General features: G+C 69.6%; 21 protein-coding genes. 14 read left to right on the plus strand and 7 right to left on the minus strand.

Features of this window, described 5'->3' with window-relative positions; translation table 11 throughout:
• The first annotated feature begins 22 nt into the window (after positions 1 to 22).
• The 4 genes from AC07SQ_RS08505 to AC07SQ_RS08520 all read left to right on the plus strand — a co-directional run bounded on the left by AC07SQ_RS08505 (position 23) and on the right by AC07SQ_RS08520 (position 3,002).
• Positions 23 to 997, plus strand: a complete 975-nt coding sequence (locus tag AC07SQ_RS08505; RefSeq protein ID WP_062476346.1) for a ribose-phosphate pyrophosphokinase — start codon at positions 23 to 25, stop codon at positions 995 to 997.
• 86 nt (positions 998 to 1,083) lie between these two features.
• Positions 1,084 to 1,740 carry a 50S ribosomal protein L25/general stress protein Ctc gene (locus AC07SQ_RS08510; protein ID WP_062476274.1) on the plus strand — a complete coding sequence of 219 codons (657 nt, stop codon included), beginning with the start codon at positions 1,084 to 1,086 and terminating at the stop codon, positions 1,738 to 1,740.
• An 81-nt stretch (positions 1,741 to 1,821) separates the two neighbouring features.
• Positions 1,822 to 2,457, plus strand: a complete 636-nt coding sequence (gene pth, locus AC07SQ_RS08515; protein ID WP_095949172.1) for an aminoacyl-tRNA hydrolase — start codon at positions 1,822 to 1,824, stop codon at positions 2,455 to 2,457.
• Between the two features lie 128 nt (positions 2,458 to 2,585).
• Positions 2,586 to 3,002 (plus strand): hypothetical protein, encoded by a 417-nt coding sequence (locus AC07SQ_RS08520; RefSeq protein ID WP_495272131.1) that lies wholly within the window; start codon positions 2,586 to 2,588, stop codon positions 3,000 to 3,002.
• On the opposite strand, the gene AC07SQ_RS08525 is transcribed toward AC07SQ_RS08520, so the two are convergent.
• Positions 2,985 to 3,290: a YfhL family 4Fe-4S dicluster ferredoxin gene (locus AC07SQ_RS08525; protein ID WP_095949170.1), complete on the minus strand. Its 306-nt coding sequence runs from the start codon at positions 3,288 to 3,290 to the stop codon at positions 2,985 to 2,987. The genes AC07SQ_RS08520 and AC07SQ_RS08525 overlap by 18 nt on opposite strands.
• A 145-nt stretch (positions 3,291 to 3,435) precedes the next feature.
• Between AC07SQ_RS08525 and AC07SQ_RS08530 the strand changes: the two genes are divergently transcribed.
• From AC07SQ_RS08530 to AC07SQ_RS08555, 6 genes are all read left to right on the plus strand, one after another.
• Positions 3,436 to 4,386 carry an ABC transporter permease gene (locus AC07SQ_RS08530; protein WP_095746670.1) on the plus strand — a complete coding sequence of 317 codons (951 nt, stop codon included), beginning with the start codon at positions 3,436 to 3,438 and terminating at the stop codon, positions 4,384 to 4,386.
• Complete coding sequence (locus AC07SQ_RS08535; RefSeq protein ID WP_062481348.1) at positions 4,383 to 5,258, plus strand: ABC transporter permease; 876 nt, start codon at positions 4,383 to 4,385, stop codon at positions 5,256 to 5,258. The genes AC07SQ_RS08530 and AC07SQ_RS08535 overlap by 4 nt, the downstream gene beginning before the upstream one ends.
• A gap of 11 nt (positions 5,259 to 5,269) precedes the next feature.
• Positions 5,270 to 6,259, plus strand: a complete 990-nt coding sequence (locus tag AC07SQ_RS08540) for an ABC transporter ATP-binding protein (protein WP_062481347.1) — start codon at positions 5,270 to 5,272, stop codon at positions 6,257 to 6,259.
• Positions 6,256 to 7,077: an ATP-binding cassette domain-containing protein gene (locus AC07SQ_RS08545; RefSeq protein WP_495272130.1), complete on the plus strand. Its 822-nt coding sequence runs from the start codon at positions 6,256 to 6,258 to the stop codon at positions 7,075 to 7,077. Before AC07SQ_RS08540 ends, AC07SQ_RS08545 begins: the two co-directional genes overlap by 4 nt.
• Positions 7,078 to 7,352: 275 nt before the next feature.
• Positions 7,353 to 8,840, plus strand: a complete 1,488-nt coding sequence (locus AC07SQ_RS08550) for an ABC transporter substrate-binding protein (protein WP_159275445.1) — start codon at positions 7,353 to 7,355, stop codon at positions 8,838 to 8,840.
• A gap of 23 nt (positions 8,841 to 8,863) precedes the next feature.
• Positions 8,864 to 10,258, plus strand: a complete 1,395-nt coding sequence (locus AC07SQ_RS08555) for an amidase (protein WP_495272234.1) — start codon at positions 8,864 to 8,866, stop codon at positions 10,256 to 10,258.
• A gap of 9 nt (positions 10,259 to 10,267) precedes the next feature.
• Here the strand turns inward: AC07SQ_RS08555 and AC07SQ_RS08560 are convergent, their stop codons facing one another.
• On the minus strand, positions 10,268 to 11,131 hold the full coding sequence (locus tag AC07SQ_RS08560; RefSeq protein WP_159273005.1) for a LysR family transcriptional regulator: 864 nt from the start codon (positions 11,129 to 11,131) through the stop codon (positions 10,268 to 10,270).
• A gap of 124 nt (positions 11,132 to 11,255) precedes the next feature.
• Here AC07SQ_RS08560 and AC07SQ_RS08565 point away from each other — a divergent pair, with 124 nt between their 5' ends.
• From AC07SQ_RS08565 to AC07SQ_RS08575, 3 genes are all read left to right on the plus strand, one after another.
• Entirely contained in the window at positions 11,256 to 11,654 is a 399-nt protein-coding gene (locus AC07SQ_RS08565) for a tautomerase family protein (RefSeq protein WP_495272129.1), read from the plus strand.
• A 42-nt stretch (positions 11,655 to 11,696) separates the two neighbouring features.
• Entirely contained in the window at positions 11,697 to 13,058 is a 1,362-nt protein-coding gene (locus AC07SQ_RS08570) for a tetratricopeptide repeat protein (protein ID WP_495272128.1), read from the plus strand.
• 117 nt (positions 13,059 to 13,175) lie between these two features.
• Complete coding sequence (locus AC07SQ_RS08575) at positions 13,176 to 14,768, plus strand: N-acyl-D-amino-acid deacylase family protein (RefSeq protein WP_495272127.1); 1,593 nt, start codon at positions 13,176 to 13,178, stop codon at positions 14,766 to 14,768.
• Positions 14,769 to 14,777: 9 nt separating this feature from the next.
• Here the strand turns inward: AC07SQ_RS08575 and AC07SQ_RS08580 are convergent, their stop codons facing one another.
• A complete protein-coding gene (locus AC07SQ_RS08580; RefSeq protein WP_495272126.1) occupies positions 14,778 to 15,473 on the minus strand; it encodes a histidine phosphatase family protein in 696 nt (231 codons plus the stop codon).
• Between the two features lie 116 nt (positions 15,474 to 15,589).
• Between AC07SQ_RS08580 and AC07SQ_RS08585 the strand changes: the two genes are divergently transcribed.
• On the plus strand, positions 15,590 to 16,300 hold the full coding sequence (locus tag AC07SQ_RS08585) for an alpha/beta fold hydrolase (RefSeq protein ID WP_174543705.1): 711 nt from the start codon (positions 15,590 to 15,592) through the stop codon (positions 16,298 to 16,300).
• Positions 16,301 to 16,309: 9 nt separating this feature from the next.
• Here AC07SQ_RS08585 and pcp read toward each other — a convergent pair whose 3' ends face one another.
• The 4 genes from pcp to pxpB are packed head-to-tail and all read right to left on the minus strand — an operon-like array spanning position 16,310 to position 19,425.
• On the minus strand, positions 16,310 to 16,981 hold the full coding sequence (gene pcp, locus AC07SQ_RS08590) for a pyroglutamyl-peptidase I (RefSeq protein ID WP_495272125.1): 672 nt from the start codon (positions 16,979 to 16,981) through the stop codon (positions 16,310 to 16,312).
• A 5-nt stretch (positions 16,982 to 16,986) separates the two neighbouring features.
• Entirely contained in the window at positions 16,987 to 17,727 is a 741-nt protein-coding gene (pxpA, locus tag AC07SQ_RS08595) for a 5-oxoprolinase subunit PxpA (protein WP_495272124.1), read from the minus strand.
• A 55-nt stretch (positions 17,728 to 17,782) separates the two neighbouring features.
• Entirely contained in the window at positions 17,783 to 18,781 is a 999-nt protein-coding gene (locus AC07SQ_RS08600; protein WP_492731064.1) for a 5-oxoprolinase subunit C family protein, read from the minus strand.
• Entirely contained in the window at positions 18,778 to 19,425 is a 648-nt protein-coding gene (gene pxpB / locus AC07SQ_RS08605; RefSeq protein WP_070062022.1) for a 5-oxoprolinase subunit PxpB, read from the minus strand. The genes AC07SQ_RS08600 and pxpB overlap by 4 nt, the downstream gene beginning before the upstream one ends.
• Positions 19,426 to 19,548 lie beyond the last annotated feature (123 nt).

A 19,548-nucleotide genomic window follows, 5' to 3' on the forward strand; every position in this document is an offset into this window, starting at 1 on the left:
TTTGCACTGCCCGGACGCGCTCATGCAGGCCAATCACCCTGATTTCTTGGTTTTCACCGGCAACGCCAATCCCGGCCTTGCTGCAGAAATCGCGCACAACCTCGGCACCTCGCTGGGCGCCGCACGCGTCGGTCGCTTCTCCGACGGCGAAGTCACCGTCGAGATCAACCAGAACGTCCGTGCCCGCGACGTGTTCGTGGTGCAGTCGACCTGCGCGCCGACCAACGAAAACCTGATGGAACTGCTGATCATGGTCGACGCGCTCAAGCGCGCCTCGGCCGAGCGGATCAGCGCCGTGATTCCCTACTTCGGCTACGCCCGCCAGGACCGCCGCCCGCGCTCGAGCCGCGTGCCGATCTCGGCCAAGGTGGTCGCCAACCTGCTGGAAACCGTGGGCGTCGAGCGCGTGCTCACCATGGACCTGCACGCCGACCAGATCCAGGGCTTCTTCGACATTCCGGTCGACAACATCTACGCCTCGCCCGTGCTGCTGGGCGACCTGCGCCAGAAGAACTACGAAGACCTGATCGTGGTCTCGCCCGACGTCGGCGGCGTGGTGCGCGCCCGTGCGCTGGCCAAGCAACTGAACTGCGACCTCGCCATCATCGACAAGCGCCGCCCGAAGGCCAACGTCAGCGAAGTCATGAACGTGATCGGCGAGATCGACGGCCGCAACTGCGTGATCATGGACGACATGATCGACACGGCCGGCACGCTGGTCAAAGCGGCCGAAGTGCTGAAGGAGCGCGGCGCCAAGAGCGTGTACGCCTATTGCACGCACCCGATCTTCTCGGGCCCGGCCATCGAACGCCTCTCCAAGGGCACGGCCCTGGACGAAGTGGTCGTCACCAACACCATCCCTCTTTCCGACGCGGCCGTCGCGTGCGGAAAGATCCGCCAGCTCTCCGTGGCACCGCTGATCGCCGAAACGATCCAGCGCATTGCCAAGGGCGAGTCGGTGATGAGTTTGTTCTCGGACCAGGACAACCTGTTCTGAGCTGAGAGCGAAAAAGCAGGCCTCCTTCGGAGGCCTTTTTGAACCGGAGTCGCACTGGTCGCGGTGGACTCTCACAGGAGCTAGTTATGAAATTCGTCGCTTATGAGCGCGCAAAGCAGGGCACGGGTGCGAGCCGCCGTCTCCGCATCACGGGCAAGACCCCGGGCATCGTCTACGGTGGTGACACCCAGCCGCAACTGATCGAAATCGATCACAACGCGCTGTGGCACGCCCTGAAGAAGGAAGCCTTCCACTCGTCGATCCTCGAAATGGACCTCGCCGGCGCCGTCACCAAGGTGCTGCTGCGCGACGTGCAGTACCACCCGTTCCGCCAGCTGGTGCAACACATCGACTTCCAACGCGTCGATGCCAAGACCCGCATGAACATGAAGGTGCCGCTTCACTTCAAGGGTGAAGAAGAGTCCGACGCCGTCAAGCTGGATCACAACCTCGTGAACCACGTGATGACCGAACTGGAAATCAACTGCCTGCCCAGCGATCTGCCTGAATTCATCGAGATCGATCTCTCGGGCCTGAAGAAGAACGCCACGCTGCACGTCAACGACATCAAGCTGCCCAAGGGCGTGAAGTTCGTGAGCCACGGCAAGACCAACCCCGTCATCGTGTCGGCCGTGCCGCCGCTGGTCTCGGAAGAGCCCGCACCGGCCGCCGAAGGCGCTGCTGCCGAAGGCGCTGCTGCTGCCGCTGGCAAGCCCGCCGCCAAGACGGCCAAGAAGAAGTAATCCTCTTTCTTTCCGTCCGCGAACAGAAGGCCCGCCTCGTGCGGGCCTTTTGCTTTGTGGGGCGGCGAGATAATTCCCGCCATGATCAAGCTGTTTGTCGGCCTCGGAAACCCGGGCCCTGAGTACGAAGCCACGCGCCACAATGCCGGCTTCTGGTGGATCGACGCCCTCGCGCGCGACTGGAAGCTCAACCTCGTGCCTGAGCGCGGCTACCACGGCCTCGCGGCACGCGCGAACATCGGCGGCCAGAGCATCTGGCTGCTGGAACCGCAGACCTTCATGAACCTGTCGGGCAAGTCGGTGGCCGCGCTGGCGCGCTTCTTCAAGATCGCCCCCGACGAAATCCTCGTGGTGCACGACGAACTCGACGTGGTGCCCGGCCAGGCCAAGCTCAAGTTCGGCGGCAGCCATGCGGGCCACAACGGCCTGCGCGACATCCACGCCCAGCTCGGCACCGGCGACTACTGGCGCCTGCGCCTGGGCATCGGCCATCCCGGCGTGAAGTCGGAGGTCGTCAACTGGGTGCTCAAGAAGCCGCTCAAGGAGCAGCGCGAAGCGATCGAAGACGCCATCGTGCGCACCTTGCATGCCGCCCCCGCGCTGGTGGCCGGTGAGATGGAAAAAGCCACGCTGATGATTCACACGAGCAAACCGCCGCGGCCCAAGCCGCCGAGGCGGGAGCCCGGCGACGGAGGCACGACGCCTGCCGCCACCTAGCCGGCCACGGGAGTGCAGGGAGGAAGAGCAAACAAAAAATGAGAAAAAGAAGAACGACGACAAAGAACAAGAAGACGGCTGGAACAGCGGCAATCGCTATATTTTCAATAGCACTGTCCATCGCATCCATGGGCGCTTCAGCCCAGACCTGGCGATGCGGCAACACCTATTCCGACCAGCCCTGCGAAGGTGGGCGGACCGTGAAGGTGGACGATCGGCGCAACGATGCGGACCGCAAGGCATCGGAAGACGCCACGCGCCGCAACGAACGCAGCGCCGGCCGGCTGGCGCGCAGCCGCCAGTCGCTGGAGCGGGAGGCGCTCAGCCAGGGCAATCCCACGACCTTCGATGCGGGGCGCTTCGCCTCGGGCGCGCAACCGCTCACGCCCGCCGAACAGGCCGCCCAGGCCCGTCAGCGCAAGCACACGGCCGAGCCCCGCCCGACGAGTGCGCGCTTCAACAGTCCTTCGACTGGCGACGAGGCGCCGAAGGACACAGGCAAGAAGAAAAAGAAGAAGAAACCCGGCTCAGAGGGCGCCGGCTGACGACGACGGCGAGGCGGCATCCGAAGCTGGCGCTGCCGCCTTGTCCGCCGTGAGGCGCACGTACTTCTGCATCAGCGTCTCGCGGGTCTCCACATGGTCCGGGTTCACCGGGATGCAGGCCACCGGGCAGATCTGCACGCACTGCGGCTCGTCGAAGTGGCCGACGCACTCGGTGCACTTGTGCGGATCGATCTCGTAGAACTCGGCGCCCATGTAGATCGCATCGTTCGGGCACTCGGGCTCGCAGACATCGCAGTTGATGCATTCGTCGGTGATCATGAGGGCCATCCCCCGATTATCCGCGGACCGGACGAACGCCCTGCCACGGGCCTTGCGGAGCCCGCGTCGGCGTCAGGGCGGTCCGGCGAGGAGCCACAAAGTTCACAGTCGAGGCACCGTTGTTGCACCAGTCAGTTATGCTGCGGCCCGCCCCATGAGTCTGTTTCTATTCAAGCGCATCGCCACGCTGATCGGCACCCTGATCGGCGCCTCGGTCATCGTTTTCCTTGTCCTCGAGATCCTGCCCGGCAACGCCGCGCAGATGCTCATGGGCCCCGACGCCTCGCCCGACGCCGTCGCCGCCCTGGCCACCAAGCTCGGCCTCGACCAGCCCGCGTGGACCCGCTACTGGCACTGGATCGGCGGCCTGCTCACCGGCAACCTCGGCGACAGCTACGCCTACAGCTCGCCCGTCATCGACCTGATCCTCGAGCGCCTGGCCCTCACCGTGCCACTGGCCGTGATGGCGATGGCCCTCACCGTCGTCATCGCCCTGCTGGTCGGTGTCACCGCCGCCGCACGCCACAACAAGCTCGGCGACGTCGGCCTCATGGGCATGGCCCAGGTCGGCATTGCCATTCCCAACTTCTGGTTCGCGATCCTGCTGATCCTCGTGTTCTCGGTGCAGCTGCAGTGGTTCTCCGCCGGCGGCTTCGAGGGCTGGGGCGAAGGCATCTTCGCGGGATTGAAATCGCTGCTGCTGCCGGCGCTCTCGCTGGCCGTCGTGCAAGCGGCGATCCTCGCGCGCATCACGCGCTCGGCCGTGCTCGAGGTGATGCGCGAAGACTTCGTTCGCACGGCGCGCGCCAAGGGCGTGTCGCAGCGCATGGTGCTGTGGACCCACGTGCTGCGCAACGCGATGATCCCCGTCATCACCGTCATGGGCATGCAGTTCTCCGAACTTCTGGCCGGCACCATCGTGGTGGAGAACGTGTTCTACCTGCCCGGCCTGGGCCGGCTGATCTTCCAGGCCATCAGCAACCGCGACCTGATCGTGGTGCGCAACTGCGTGATGCTGCTCGCGGCGATGGTGGTCATCGTGAACTTCGTGGTCGACGTGCTCTATGCCGTCATCGACCCGCGCATCAAGGCGAGCGACGTATGAGCACGACCACCGTTCCCAGCGCCGTCGCGCTCAAGGTGCCGGGCTTCTGGCGCCGCGCCCTGCACCACCGCAGCTTCGCGATCGGCGGCGTGCTGAGCCTGCTGCTGCTGATCGCCGCCGTGCTCTCCCTGGTCTGGACGCCCTGGTCGCCCTACGCGATGGACATGGCGAACAAGATGCAGGGCCCTTCAGCCACGCACTGGCTCGGCACCGATGCCTTCGGGCGCGACGTGGCTTCGCTGCTGCTGGTGGGTGCGCGTGCGTCCATCCTCGTCGGGGTGATCGCCGTGGGCATCGGCCTTGTGGTCGGCACGGCGCTGGGCCTGCTCGCTGCTGCGAGACGCGGCTGGGTCGAAGAGGCGGTGATGCGCCTGTCGGACTTCACACTGGCCTTCCCCGCGATCCTCTCGGCCATCATGATGACGGCCGTTTTCGGCGCCGGCATCGTCAACGCGATCATCGCGATCGGCATCTACAACATCCCCACGTTCGCGCGCATCACGCGCGCCTCAGCCAACGCGATCTGGTCGCGCGAGTACGTGGCCGCCGCACGCGCCTGCGGCAAGGGCAGCTTCGCGATCACGATGCAGCACGTGCTGCCCAACATCTCCGCCGTGCTGATCGTGCAGATCACCATCCGCTTCGCCATCGCGATCCTGGCCGAGGCTGCGCTGTCGTACCTTGGCCTCGGCACGCAGCCACCGCAACCGTCGTGGGGCCGCATGCTCAGCGAAGCCCAGACCCTCATGTTCCAGCAGCCGCTGCTCGCGGTATTCCCCGGCATGGCCATCGCCCTGGCGGTGCTCGGCCTGAACCTGATGGGTGACGGCCTGCGCGACCTGCTCGATCCGCGCCTGGCGCGCGCGAGGTAAGCAAGCACGTCATGGCACTTCTCGAAGTCAACGACCTCCACATCGGCCTGCAGACGCAACGCGGGCCAGCCGAAGCCGTGCGCGGCATTTCCTTCTCGTTGGAGCGCGGCGAAACGCTGGGCATCGTCGGCGAATCGGGCTGCGGCAAGTCGATCACCGTGATGTCGCTCATGGGCCTGCTGCCCGCGACCGCCAAGGTCACGGGCAGCATCCGCTTCGACGGCACCGAGCTGGTCGGTCGCGACGAAAAGGACATGTGCCAGATCCGCGGCAACCGCATCGGCATGATCTTCCAGGAGCCGATGACGGCGCTGAACCCGGTGCACACCATCGCGCGCCAGGTCGGCGAGCCGCTGCGGCTGCACCGCGGCCTGTCGAAAGCCGAGGCGCGCAAGGAAGTGCTCGCGCTGCTCGACCGCGTCGGCATTCCCGACGCCGCCTCGCGCCTCGATGCCTACCCGCACCAGTTCTCGGGCGGGCAACGCCAACGCATCGGCATTGCGATGGCGCTGGCCTGCGGGCCCGACCTGCTGATCGCCGACGAGCCCACCACCGCGCTCGACGTGACGATCCAGAAGCAGATCCTGGAGCTCATCCAGGGCCTCGTGGCCGAACGCGGCATGGCGCTGATCCTGATCTCGCACGACCTCGGCGTGATCTCGCAGACGGTCTCGAAGATGCTCGTGATGTACGGCGGCAGCGTGGTCGAGAGCGGCCCCACCGACGCCGTGTTCGCCAAGCGCGCCCACCCCTACACGCAAGGCCTGTTCGCCGCGCGCCCCGCCATCGGCGCGCCGCGCGGCCTGCGCCTGGCGACCATCCGCGGCAGCGTGCCCGAGCTGGTCGATCTGCCGCCGGGCTGCCCGTTCGCGGGCCGCTGCGCCTACACGGTCGATGCCTGCCACACCACGCGGCCGTCCGCCACGGTGCTGCCGCCGGACCACGCGGTGCGCTGCATGCGTCTCGAAGAAATTGCAGCCGCACAGGCTGTTGCGCCATGAATCCATCGACCCCGCTGCTGCAGGTGACCGACCTCGTGCGGCACTACGCCCTGCCGCGCGAAAAGCTCTTCGGCCCGCCGCCCACCGTGAAGGCCCTCAACGGCGTGAGCTTCGAGGTGCAGGCAGGCAAGAGCGTGGGCATCGTCGGCGAGTCGGGCTCCGGCAAATCGACCATCGCGCGCCTCGTGATGGCGCTGGACACCCCGACCTCGGGCAGCGTCGCGCTCGAAGGCCGCAACCTGCACGCGCTCTCGAAGGCCGAGCTGCGCACCGCGCGGCGCGACTTCCAGATGGTGTTCCAGGACCCGTATGGTTCGCTCGACCCGCGCCAGACCGTCGCACGCATCGTCGCCGAGCCGCTCGAAGCACTGGCCGAAACGCGCCGCGCCGAGCAACGCGAGCGCGCCGCCGAAGCACTCGCCGCCGTGGGCCTGCGCACCACCGATCTCGACAAGTACCCGCACGAGTTCTCCGGCGGCCAGCGCCAGCGCATCGCCATCGCACGCGCGCTCATCACGCGCCCCAAGCTCATCGTCGCCGACGAGCCCGTGAGCGCGCTCGACGTGTCCGTGCAGGCCCAGGTGCTCAACCTCATGCAGGACCTGCAGCAGCAGTTCGGCATCAGCTATTTGCTCATCAGCCACGACCTCGCCGTGGTCAACCACCTGTGCGACGAGGTGTGCGTGGTGTTCAAGGGGCAGATCGTGGAGCAGGGGCCGCCGGCCGAGCTGTTCCATCGCGCGCAGCACCCGTACACCCGCACCCTGCTGTCGGCGGTGCTGCACACGCCGCCCGGCGGCACGCTGCGCGCGGCCTGAAGTCGCCGGGGCACGGCCTCGGACAGATCGGTCATGAGCATCTGGTGGCGCGAGGCCTTGGCTTCGCGCAAGATCGCTCGCCCATCCGGGAACGTCCCGAGGAAAAACCGCCCGCGCCGGCGCGCACCGGAGGGCCTGCTGCGAGAGAATGATCCGCTGCACGTGGCATCTTTCGTGCTGTGTGTCTTTCTTTCGTGGCGCTGCGCTTCCCCCTGGGGCACGGTGCGCGCCGAAGCAGTCATTCGACACTGACCGTTTTCCGGAGATCACCCCGTATGTTGAACCGTCGCACGCTCCTTACCACCGCCGGCGCCACCGTCGCCCTGGCCACCCCGCTGGCCGGCATGGCGCAGGGCCGCAAGGACGCCATCGTGATCGGCATGGCCCTGGAGCCGCCGGGCCTGGACCCGACCACCGGCGCCGCCGCCGCCATCGCCGAGGTCGTGCAGTACAACATCCTGGAAACGCTGACCAAGATCAACGTCGACGGCAGCGTCACGCCGCTCCTGGCCGAGAGCTGGGAAATCTCGCCCGACCTGAAGACCTACACCTTCAAGCTGCGCAAGGGCGTCAAGTTCCAGAACGGCGAGCCCTTCAACGCCTCCACGGTCAAGTTCGCGTTCGACCGCGCCGGCGGCGAGAAGAGCACCAACAAGGACAAGCGCACCTTCGCCAACCTCGCCACGCAGGTGGTCGACGAGCACACGGTGGTGGTCATCAACAAGGAGATCGACCCCGACCTGCCCTTCGTGCTGGGCCAGGCCACGGCCGCCATCGTCGAGCCCAAGAGCGCCGAGGGCAACGCCACCAAGCCGATCGGCACCGGCCCCTACAAGCTGGACAACTGGGCCAAGGGCTCGTCGATCACGCTGAGCAAGTGGGAGGGCTTCCGCGCCCCCGCCGTCGCGAAGATCAACAAGGTCACCTTCCGCTTCATCTCGGACACCGCCGCGCAGGCCGCTGCCGTGCTCTCGGGCGACGTGGACGTGTTCACGCGCATCGGCACGCGCGCCGTGCCGCAGTTCCGCAACAACCCGCAGTTCCAGACCATCCTGGCCGGTTCGCGCGCCAAGACCATCCTCTCGATCAACAACAAGAAGAAGCCGCTCGACGACGTGCGCGTGCGCCGCGCGATCCTCGCGGCCATCGACCGCAAGGCCTTCATCGAGGGCGCGGCCGACGGCCTGGGCGTGCCGATCGGCAGCCATTACGTGCCGGGCGCCGCGGGCTACATCGACACCACGGGCATCAACCCCTTCGACATCGAGAAGGCCAAGAAGCTGCTGGCCGAAGCCGGCGTGAAGACCCCGCTCGAACTGCGCATGACCCTGCCCCCGCCGCCGTACGCGCGCCAGGGCGGCGAAGTCATCGTGGCCCAGCTCGCCAAGATCGGCATCAACGTGAAGATCCAGAACGTCGAGTGGGCGCAGTGGCTCAGCGGCACCTACGGCAACAAGGACTACGACCTGTCGATCATTTCGCACGTCGAGCCCTTCGACCTGGGCAACTACGCCAAGCCCGACTACTACTGGGGCTACCAGTCGAAGGCCTTCGACACGCTGTTCGACAAGATCAAGTCCACCGGCAACGCGGCCGAGCGCAACAAGCTGCTGGGCGAGGCGCAGAAGCTGCTGGCCACCGACGCGGCCAACGGCTTCCTCTACCAGCCGCAGTTCCCGACCGTGGCCAAGAAGAACGTCAAGGGCCTCTGGAAAGAGAACCCGATCTTCGTGAACGACCTGTCGGCCCTGTCGTGGGGATGAGCCCCGCAGTGCCTGACCCTTCCCTGCCTTCACTGAGCGACCTGTCGGCGCAGGAGCTGTCCGCGGCCTACCGCGAGAAGCGCCTGTCGCCGGTCGAGGTGACGCGCGCCGTCATCGCGCGCATCGAGCACTGCGAGCCCCGGCTGCAGGCCACGTGGCTGTTCCGGCCCGAGGCCGCGCTGGAACAGGCGCGCGCCTCGGAGCAGCGCTGGCAACGCGGCGACGCGCGCGGCCCGCTCGACGGCGTGCCGACGACCATCAAGGAAAACATCGCCACGCGCGGCGACCCGCTGCCCGCGGGCACCGCCGCCGTCGACCTCATGCCCGCCACCGCCGACGCCCCGCCGGCCGCGCGCCTGAAGGAAGCCGGTGCCGTCATCGTCAGCAAGACCACCATGCCCGACTACGGCATGCTGTCGTCGGGGCTGTCGAGCTTTCACACGCTGGCGCGCAACCCCTGGGACCTGAGCCGCACGCCGGGCGGTTCCAGCGCGGGCGCTGGCGCGGCTGCCGCCGCAGGCTACGGCCCGCTGCACCTGGGCACCGACATCGGCGGCTCGCTGCGGCTGCCCGCCAGCTGGTGCGGCATCTTCACGCTCAAGCCCAGCCTGGGACGCATCCCGATCGACCCGCCCTACATGGGCCGCGCCGCCGGCCCCATGACGCGCACCGTCGGCGACGCCGCGCTCATGATGCAGGCGCTGGCCCGGCCCGACGCGCGCGACAGCATGAGCCTGCCTGCGCAGGACATCGACTGGGCCGCGTTCGACGTCGCGCCCGACCACCTGCGCGGCCTGCGCATCGGCCTGCTGCTGGACGCCGGCTGCGGCCTCGCCGTCGAACCCGAGATCCAGGCCGCGGTCGAGCAGGCGGCGCGCCTGTTCGAGAAGGCCGGCGCCACCGTCGAGCCCATGCAGCCCTTCATGTCGCAGGCCCTGCTCGACGGCATGGACCATTTGTGGCGCATGCGCTCGCTCGTGGACCTGAAGGCCCTGCGCCCCGACCAGCGCGCCAAGGTGCTGCCCTACATCCGCGAATGGGCCGAGAGCGCCGCCGAGTTCAGCGGCGAGCACGTGTTCCGCAGCTTCAGCCAGTTCCACGCCACGCGCGTCACGACGGTGAACGCCTGCGCGCGCTTCGACTACGTGATCTCGCCGGTGTCGCCCAACATGCCGGCGGCGGCCGAGGCGCCCTCGCCCACCAACGACCCGCTGCGGCCGCTGGAGCACATCGGCTTCACCGTGCCGTTCAACATGTCGGAGCAGCCGGCGGCGTCGGTGAACTGCGGCTACTCGGCCGGCGGTTTGCCGATCGGGTTGCAGATCGCGGGACAACGCTTCGACGACCTCGGCGTGCTGCGCGTGGCGCGCGCGTTCGAGCAGATCCGGGAAGTGCAGCGGCCCTGGCCGCAGCTCTGAGCACGGCCTTCAGGCCAGCTGCAACGACAGCATCTCCCGCGCCCGCGTCACGAACGCGGTCTCGCCCCGCCGCGCAGGCAACCACTGGAACGCCACGCGCGGCAGCGCCGGCAGCCCGTGGGGCGGCGCCAGCCGCGCGATGCCTTCCCCAATCGCCGATTCGTTGAGGCAGGCCACGCCCAGGCCCGCGGCCAAAGCCGACTGCAGGCCCGCCACCCCCGATGCCACGTGCGCCAGCACGTAGGGCACGCGGCGGCGGCGCAGCAGGGACACGGTGAACTGGTGCAGCGAACAGGTGTCGGGCAGCGCCAGCAGCCGCACCGGCTCGCCGCGCACCACGCGCAGGCCGGTCGCACCGAGCCACGCCAGCGATTCGCGCCGCAGCACGGCGCCGCTGCCCGCCGCGGCTGCATTGGCCCCCGCGATGTTCATCGCCAGCCCCACGTCGAAATCGCCGTGCGCGTAGGCGGTGCGCAGCGCGTCGCTCTTCAGGATGGTCACGTGCAGCCGCACCTGCGGATAGCGCTCGCCGAGCCGGCCCAGCAGGCGGGTGAGGTCGCCGGGGCGGAAGTAGTCGGTCACGGCCAGCCGCAGCTCGCCCTGCAGGGTTTCGCCGCGCAGGTCGCGAAAGGCCTCGTCGCTCAGCGCGAGGATGCGCCGCGCATGCCCCAGCAGCCGCAGGCCCGCCTCGGTGGGCGCCACGCCGGCCTTGCTGCGGGTCAGCAGCGACTGGCCGGCGCGCTCCTCGAGCTTGCGGATCTGCTCGCTCACCGACGATTGCGACAGGTACACGCGCGGCGCCGCGGCCGTGAGGCTGCCGGCGTCGGCCACCGCCACCAGGGTGCGCAACTGTTCGAGGTCGAAGCCTTGCATGGTGCCTGCCTATCCATTCGCTGATCCGATGGATTCCATCATATCTTCCCGCTTTTCCGATGACGAGAGGAATCCCACAATCACCCCATCGACCACCCGTTCTTCAACGCAAAAGGAGTCCACCATGCCCCACATCGTCGTCCACCTCTCCGGCCAGCCTGACGCCGCCCTCACCCGCAAGACCGTCGACACGGTCGCCGAGCTCACGCAGAGCGTGCTGGGCAAGGCGCTGCCGGTCATCGCCGTCACGGTGCAGTACATCGCCGCCGACAGCTGGTTCATCGGCGGCAAGTCGCTGGCCGAGCTCGGCAAGTCGGCCTTCCACCTGGACATCAGCGTGACCGACGAGACCAACACCAAGGCCGAGAAGGCGCGCTACCTGCGCGAGGTGCACGCGGCCATGGCCCGGCTGCGGCCCGACCTGCACGAGGTCTCGTACGTCCACGTGATCGATGCGCGCGGTGCGGCCTATGGCTATGGCGGCAAGACCCAGGAGTACCGCCACCAGCAAGCAGGTGTCTGAGAAGACTTGAAAGACGCCGAGAGGGCGTGGCACCATGCCGCCATGCCCTCCCACGGAACCCCGCACGCCGCCGACAGCCTCGGCAATCCGCTCACGCTCGACGACGCCGCCAGCCTCGCGTTGGTCGACGACTTCGTCATGGGCTTTCTCTCGACCGAGGCGCGCGCCGTGAACCTGCTGGCGCTGGCCGAACGCGATGCCAGCCCGATCGTGCAGGCCTACTGCGCGACGCTGCACCTGTTCGCCGAATCGCGCGAGGCCGCGGCCAACGCGCAGCCCTTCCTCGACAAGGCCCGCGCCGGTGCGGCGCGCGCCACGCCGCGTGAGCAGCGCTACATCGCCGCCGTCCAGGCCTGGGCCGACGGCGACATCGCACGCGCCATCGCGCTGCATGCCGAGCATGCCCGCGAGCATCCACGCGACCTGGTGTCGGTGAAGCTGGGCCAGTACCACTGCTTCAACACCGGCGACTGCCCCGGCATGCTGCGGCTCGCGCTCGCGGCGCTGCCGGCTGCGGCCGAGGTGCCCTACGTGCACGGCATGGCGGCCTTCGGCTACGAGCAGTGCCACCTGCTGCGCGAGGCCGAGGCCAGCGCGCGCCGCGCGATCGGCCTGTGCCGCAAGGAGCCCTGGGCGCACCATGCGCTGGCACACGTGATGCTCACCGAAGGCCGGCTGGCCGAGGGGCTGGCGTTCATGCAAAGCGTGAGCGACACCTGGACCGGGCTCAACTCCTTCATGGTCACGCACAACTGGTGGCACGTGGCGCTGTTCCTCATCGACCTGGGCCGCGACGCCGAGGCGCTCGCGGTGTACGACGAGCACGCCTGGGGCGTGGTGAAGGACTATTCGCAGGACCAGATCGGCGCCGTGTCGCTGCTCGCGCGGCTCGAGCTGGCAGGCATCGACGTCGGCGCGCGCTGGGACGACGTGGCCGACCACCTGCGGCAGCGCCAGGCCGACCATGTGCTGCCCTTTCTCGACCTGCAGTACCTCTACGGCCTGGCGCGCGCCGGCCGGCCCGAAGCCGAAGTGCTGCTGCACAACATCGAGGCCTTCGCGCCCGTCGCACCGACGTCCACGCGCGCCGCGTGGCAGCGCGTGTGCGTGCCGGCCGCACGCGGCCTCGTGGCCCATGCGCGCGGCGATGTCGCTGGCGCGGTCGAGGGCCTGGGCGTCGCGCTGCCGCGCATGATCGAGATCGGCGGCAGCCATGCGCAGCGCGACCTGTTCGAGCAGCTGTACCTCGACGCGCTGGTGCGCACCGACACCGAGGCCGCGCTCGCAGGCGCGCAGGGCCTGCTGCAGCAGCAGCTCAACGGCCAGCCCGAATCGCTGCGGCTGCGGCGGCAGACCGACGCGGTCTACGCGCAACTGGGACTCGGGCAGCTCACGGCGCGCTGAGCGGCGCGCGGCACCGCCCATGCCTTCCGGTCATGGGGCGTGCCGCAAAAGGAATTAACGGCTGCGCGGGAGCGACTCCTAAACTGGCCGCTCCTCCCGCTCTCCTCCCGTTCGCCCATGCAGCGCTCCCTCGTCACGCTGGCCGTTCTCGCGGCCCTCGCCTCGCCCTTCCCCACCACCGCCGCTGAAGCCCCCGTCGAGCTCGACCTGCTGCTGCGCGGCGGCACGATCTACACGGGCGACAGCGACACACCCGTGGTCGGCGACGTCGGCATCGCGGGCGACCGCATCGTGTTCGCGGGCCGCGCCATGCCGGCGCAGTTCAGCGCGCGGCGCACCATCGACGCCACCGGCCTCGTGGTGGCGCCCGGCTTCATCGACGCCCACACGCACGCTGACGCCGACCTGCTCTCGAGCGACGCGCGCAAGCGCCTGAACATTCCCTTCCTCACGCAGGGCGTGACCACGGCCGTGATCGGCAACGACGGCTTCGGCGGCTACGACATCGCGGCGCAGACACAGAAGCTGCGCGCCGTGCCGGTCGGCACCAACGTCGCGATGTACGCGGGCTTCGGGCCGCTGCGCATCAGCCAGCTCGGCGAGGCCAACCGCGCCCCCACGCCCGCGCAGATGGACACGATGAAGCAGCACCTGGCCCGCGCGATGTGCGACGGTGCGCTCGGGCTGTCGACGGGCCTGTTCTACCCGCCGCAGAATTTCTCGAAGACCGAGGAGGTCATCGAACTCGCGAAGGTGGCGGCCGCACACGGCGGCCTGTACGACAGCCACATCCGCGACGAGGCCATGTACAACGTGGGCCTGAAGGGCTCGATCGACGAGGTGATCCGCATCGGCCACGAGGCCAAGCTGCCGGTGCACGTGGCGCACATCAAGGCGCTGGGCGTGGCGGTGCAGGGCCAGAGCGGCGACATCATCCGGCGCATCGAGAAGGAGCGCGCCGCGGGCCTGGACATCACGGCCGACCACTACCCCTGGACCGCGTCGAGCACGCGCTTCTCGGCCGCGCTGCTGCCGCCCTGGGCCAACGAAGGCGGCCGCGCCGCGACGCTGCAACGCTTCGACGATGCGGCGCAGCAGGAGCGCCTGCGCAAGGACATGCGCGAGAACCTGCGCCTGCGCGGCGGGCCCGAGGCCATCCTGTTCTCGGCCGGCAGCACGACGTACGTGGGCAAGACACTGGCCGACGTGGCCAAGGCCTCGAACGCCGACCCGGTCGACGCCGCCATCGCCGTGCTGCGCGACGGCGACCTGATGATCGCCTCGTTCAACATGAGCGACGACGACGTGCGCGCCTTCATGAAGCGGCCCTGGGTCATGACCTCGTCCGACTCGTCGCTGGGCCATCCGCGCGCCTATGGCACCTTCGCGCGCAAGTACGACCAGTACGTGGTGAAGGAACGCGCGATCTCGCTGGCGCAGTTCATCCGCAGCAGCAGCGCGTACACAGCCGACACGCTGGGCCTCGTGCAGCGCGGCCACCTGCGCCCCGGCTACCACGCCGACGTGGTGGTGTTCGATCCGAAGCGCTTTGCGGCAAAGGCCACCTACACGCAGCCCACGCTGCTGTCCGAGGGCGTGGTCACGGTGCTGGTGAACGGCCGCCTCGCGGTGGACGGCGGGCAGCCCACGGGCGTGGGCGCCGGCGTGCCGCTGCTGCGCACGCCGAAGCCGGGCAGCTGCCCGGCCTGAACCGAGAGATCAGTCTTTCTTCAGGTGCCGCCGCTGGTCATAGGTCGGCTGCGGCGGCATATCGACAAGGTGGCGCGTGTCGGCCCACTCGACGATCTCGATGGCGTCCGGCGCGGCCGGGTCGGCGATGCGGATGCGGTTGAAGCCCGCGTTCGGGATCTCGCTCTGGCGCGGGCCGCTGAGGCTCAGGCCGCGCGCGGTGCGCCACACCATGTCGAGCACGCCGCCGTGCGTGACGACGATCAGGCGCTGGCCGCGGTGCGCGGCGGCGACGGCGCCGAGCGCGCCGATCACGCGCGCATGGAACTCGCGCGCGCTCTCGCCCTGCGGCATGGCGTGGTCTTCGCGGAACTCCAGCCACTCTTCCCAGGCGCGCGGATGCTGGCTCTGGATCTCGTCGGCCCGCAGGCCCTCGACCACGCCGAAGTGCTGCTCGCGCAGCGCCACCGAGGTGACGACCGGCAGCGCCAGCTGCTGCGCCGCGGGCGCCGCGGTCTGCTGGGCGCGCATGAGGTCGCTGCTGATGAGGTGCCGTGCCGTCTCGCCCGCGAGCCGCAGGCCGAGGCGGCGTGCCTGCTCGTGGCCGATGTCGTTGAGCGGGACGTCCGCGTGGCCCTGGAAGCGCAGCTCGCGGTTCCAGGCGGTTTCGCCGTGGCGGATCAGGATGAGGTCGGTGGGGGCGGAGTCGGGGGTGGTGGTGGACATTGCATGCATTGTCCCCCGAGTGCATGACACGGCGGCTTCGTGCCAACCCGCTGTTGCACGGTCGCCACCGCGTACGGGCCGTGCGCCGGGCGCGTCCGATCGCGCAAAATCGGCGCATGCCTCATCTTGTCCTGCTGCCCGGCCTTGCCTGCGACGAACGCCTCTGGGAGGCCCAGTTGCCCGCACTTCCCGCCGCCTTCGGCGCCCGCGTGAGCGACGTCCAGACGCGCCACGACACCATCGAAGGCATGGCCAGTGCCGTGCTGCGCGAGCACGACGGCCCGCTGGTGCTGTGCGGAGCCTCGATGGGCGGCATGGTCGCGATGGAAGCAGCGCGCCAGGCGCCCGAGCGCATCGCCGGGTTGATGCTGCTGGGCACCAGCGCGCGGCCCGAGACGCCCGACATGTTCGCGCTGCGCGAAGGCGCCATCGAATGGTTCGAGCGGGGCGAGGTGCGCGAGATCATCGAGCCCAACGTCGCCTTCGCCTTCCATCCCGCGCAGGCCGCCAACCCGGCGCTGGTGCAGCGCTACCTGGACATCGTGCTCGGCGCCGGCGCGGCCCAGCTCATCCGCCAGAACCATGCCGTGATGCGCCGCCCCGATGCGCGCACGCACCTGGCCCTGCTGCGCGCGCCGGTGCTGCTGATGTGCGGCGACGACGACCGCCTCGCGCCGCCCGAATGCACGCGCGAGATGGCGGCGCTGCTGCCGCGCGCCGAGGTGGTGTGGGTGCCGCAATGCGGTCACATGCTGACGATGGAAAAACCTGCGTTCGTCAACACGGCGCTCAACGCCTGGCTGGGCAAGCACTTCCCCAGCGCTTGAGAGCCCCGGTCAGTGCAGCTGGCCGCCGGTTTCCGCGACGTCCTGCTTCACAGCGAGCGCGGTATTCACGGTGATGCGCAACGCATCGACCAGCGTCTCGAGCGCCATGCTCGGCGCGCCCGGAAAGCGCGCCGCCTGCGCGGGCAGGTAGGGAATGTGGATGAAGCCGCCGCGCGCGCCCTTCGCCGACGGATGCGTCGCGATGCGGTGCATCAGCCCGTAGAAGAGGTGGTTGCACACGAAGGTGCCCGCACTGTTCGACACCGAGGCCGGCACGCCGCCCGCGCGCAGTTCGCGCACGATGGCCTTCACGGGCAGGCTCGAGAAGTAGGCCGCAGGCGCGCCGGGCACCACCGGCACATCGATCGGCTGGCGGCCGAGGTTGTCGGGCACGCGGGCGTCGTCGACGTTGATGGCGATGCGCTCCGGCGTGAACTCGGCGCGGCCACCGGCCTGGCCGATGCAGATCACCAGCATCGGCTGGAGCTCGTCCATCGCGCGGTCGAGCGCGGTGAGCGCCTCGCCGAAGACGCAGGGCACGAGGCGCGCATGCACGGTGGCGCGGCCGCACTTCCAGCCGTCGAGCGTGCGCACCGCTTCCCACGACGGGTTGAGCAGCTCCTGCTCGAAGGGCTCGAAGCCCGTCAGCAGGACGTTGGGAGAGGCGCGCTTCGCCGGCATCCTGTTCAGGCCATCGCGCGAATGTCGATGCCTTCCTGCTGCAGCCGCTCGCGGATGCGCCGCGCGAAAGCCAGCGCGTGCGCGCCGTCACCGTGCAGGCACACGCTCTGGGCGTTGACCGCCACGGTGCTGCCGTCGATGGCGACCACGCGGTGGTCGCGCACCAGCGACAGCGTCTGCGCCAACGACTGTTCTTCGCTCTCGATGAGCGCGCCGGGCTGGCTGCGCGGCACGAGGCTGCCGTCGGGCATGTAGCCGCGGTCGGCGAACACTTCTTCGACGGGCTGCAGGCCGGCGCGGCGGGCCGCGTCGATCATGTTGCTGCCGGCCAGGCCGAAGAACTTGAGCGAAGGGTCGAAGCGGCGCACCGCCTCGCACAACGCCTCGGCCAGCTCGGGTTCTTTCACCGCCTGGTTGTAGAGCTGGCCGTGCGGCTTCACGTGCGCGAGCCGGCCGCCCTCGGCCTTGACGATCGCGGCCAGCGCGCCGACCTGGTAGAGCACGTTCGCGACGATCTCCTCGGGCGGCAGGTGCATGGTGCTGCGGCCGAAGTTCTCGCGGTCGGGAAAGCTCGGGTGCGCGCCGATCGCCACGCCGTGCGCCATGGCCCAGCGCACGCACTGCTGCATCGTCTTGGCATCGCCCGCGTGCCAGCCGCAGGCGATGTTGGCGGAACTCACGAGGCCGAGCAGCGCTTCGTCGCTGCCGGCGCCTTCGCCGAGGTCGGCGTTCAGGTCGATCTGCATGGGGTGTTCTCCGTCTCGGGGGCAGGTGCGGGAGCCACCTGCTTCAGGCCACAGTCTAGGCCGCGCCGGGCCAGCCCGCAGCGGCGAGCCCCTGCGCCACCTGCGCCAGGTAACGCTGCTGCGCAGCCCAGGCCGCGAGCGCGTGCGACAGGTCGGTGCGCACCAGCCGCAGCCGGCCACCCAGCGGCGCCTGCGCGAGCTTCCAGAGGTCGGCGCGGATCACCACGCCGATGCGCGGGTAGCCACCGGTGGTCTGCGCGTCGCCCATGAGGATGATCGGCTGGCCCGAAGGCGGCACCTGGATCGTGCCGGGGATCACGCCCGAAGACAGCATGTCGCCGCCCGCCTTGCGCTGCAGCTCGGCGCCGGCGAGCCGGCTGCCCATGCGGTTGCTTTGCGGCGTGATGCGCCAGCGCTCGTTCCACAGCAGCGCCTGCGCGTCGGGCGTGAACAGGTCGAACTCGGGACCGGGCAGCACGCGCAGCGCGAGCGCGCCGTCGGGCTCGGCCGTGCCCCAGTCGGGCGCACGCAGGCCGAAGGGACGGCGCGCGTTCTGGTCTGCACCGAGGCGCGAAGCCCCCAGCGCGAGCCGGTCGCCCTTGCGCAGCGCGCGGCCCTCGTGACCGCCGAAGCCGGCCTTGAGGTCGGTACTGCGCGAGCCGAGCACGGGCGCCACGTCGATGCCGCCGGCCACCGCGAGCCAGCTGCGCAGGCCGGCCTTCGGCGTGCCGGGCGCGTTGGCGCCGGCCAGGCGCAAGGTCTGGCCGGCGCGCACGGGCACGCTCCAGCAGGGCCACAGCGGCACGCCGTCGAGCGTGGCGCCGAAGTCGTCGCCGGTGAGCGCGATGCGGGTGTCGACTTCGAACTGCAGCTCGCAGCCGCCCATGGTGAATTCGATGCCCGCCGCCGCGTCGGCGTTGCCGGCCAGCCGGTTCGCCAGCGTGAGCGCGAGCATGTCGAGCGCGCCGCCCGGGCAGATGCCGAGCTGGCGCAGGCCGGGCCGCCCGAGGTCCTGCACCGAGGCATGCACGCCGGGTTTGCGCACGAGGATCATGTCTGCAGGCTTTCGACGACGAAGCGCACGCGGTCGCCGGGGCGCAGCAGCGTAGGTGATTCCGCCGAGGGATCGAACAGCTCGAGCGGCGTGCGCCCGATGAGCTGCCAGCCGCCCGGCGACACCAGCGGATAGATGCCGGTCTGCTCGCCGCCGATGCCGACCGAGCGCGCGGGCACGGCGGTGCGTGGTTCGGCGCGGCGCGGTGTCGCGAGTTCGGGCGCCAGCCCGCCCATGAAGGCAAAGCCCGGCAGGAAGCCGAGCAGGTAGACCACGTAGTCGCCGCCGCTGTGGCGTCGCACCACCTCGGCCGCCGACAGCCCGGTGTGGGCCGCCACGTCGGCCAGGTCGGGGCCGTGCTCGCCGCCGTAGGCCACGGGAATCTCGATGCGTCGCCCTTCGGCGGCATGGGCCGCGAGCCCCGGCCAGGCCTGGAGCACGCGCGCCGCGAGTTCCTCGAACGCCACGGCGGTCGGGTCAAAGGTCAGCGTGAGGTTGTTCATGCCCGGCAGCGCTTCGCCGACGCCGGGCCAGGCCAGCACCTCGGCGGCCAGCGCCCAGATGCGCTGCTGCTGCGCCAGCGTGGCGGGCGCGGGCAGGTCGCACACCAGCGCCGCATCGCCCAGCGGATGCAGGCGGGGCAAGGGGGTGTTGTTCACCTCACGACACTCGCCGCGGCGAGCCGCAGGTCTCTTCGCGGAACACCGCGGAACCGGCTTTGCCGGGCCGCTGGTGTTGCCCCCGGCGAGGGGGTTGGCGAAGCGACA

This window comes from Variovorax sp. GW821-FHT06D12 (assembly GCF_059419205.1).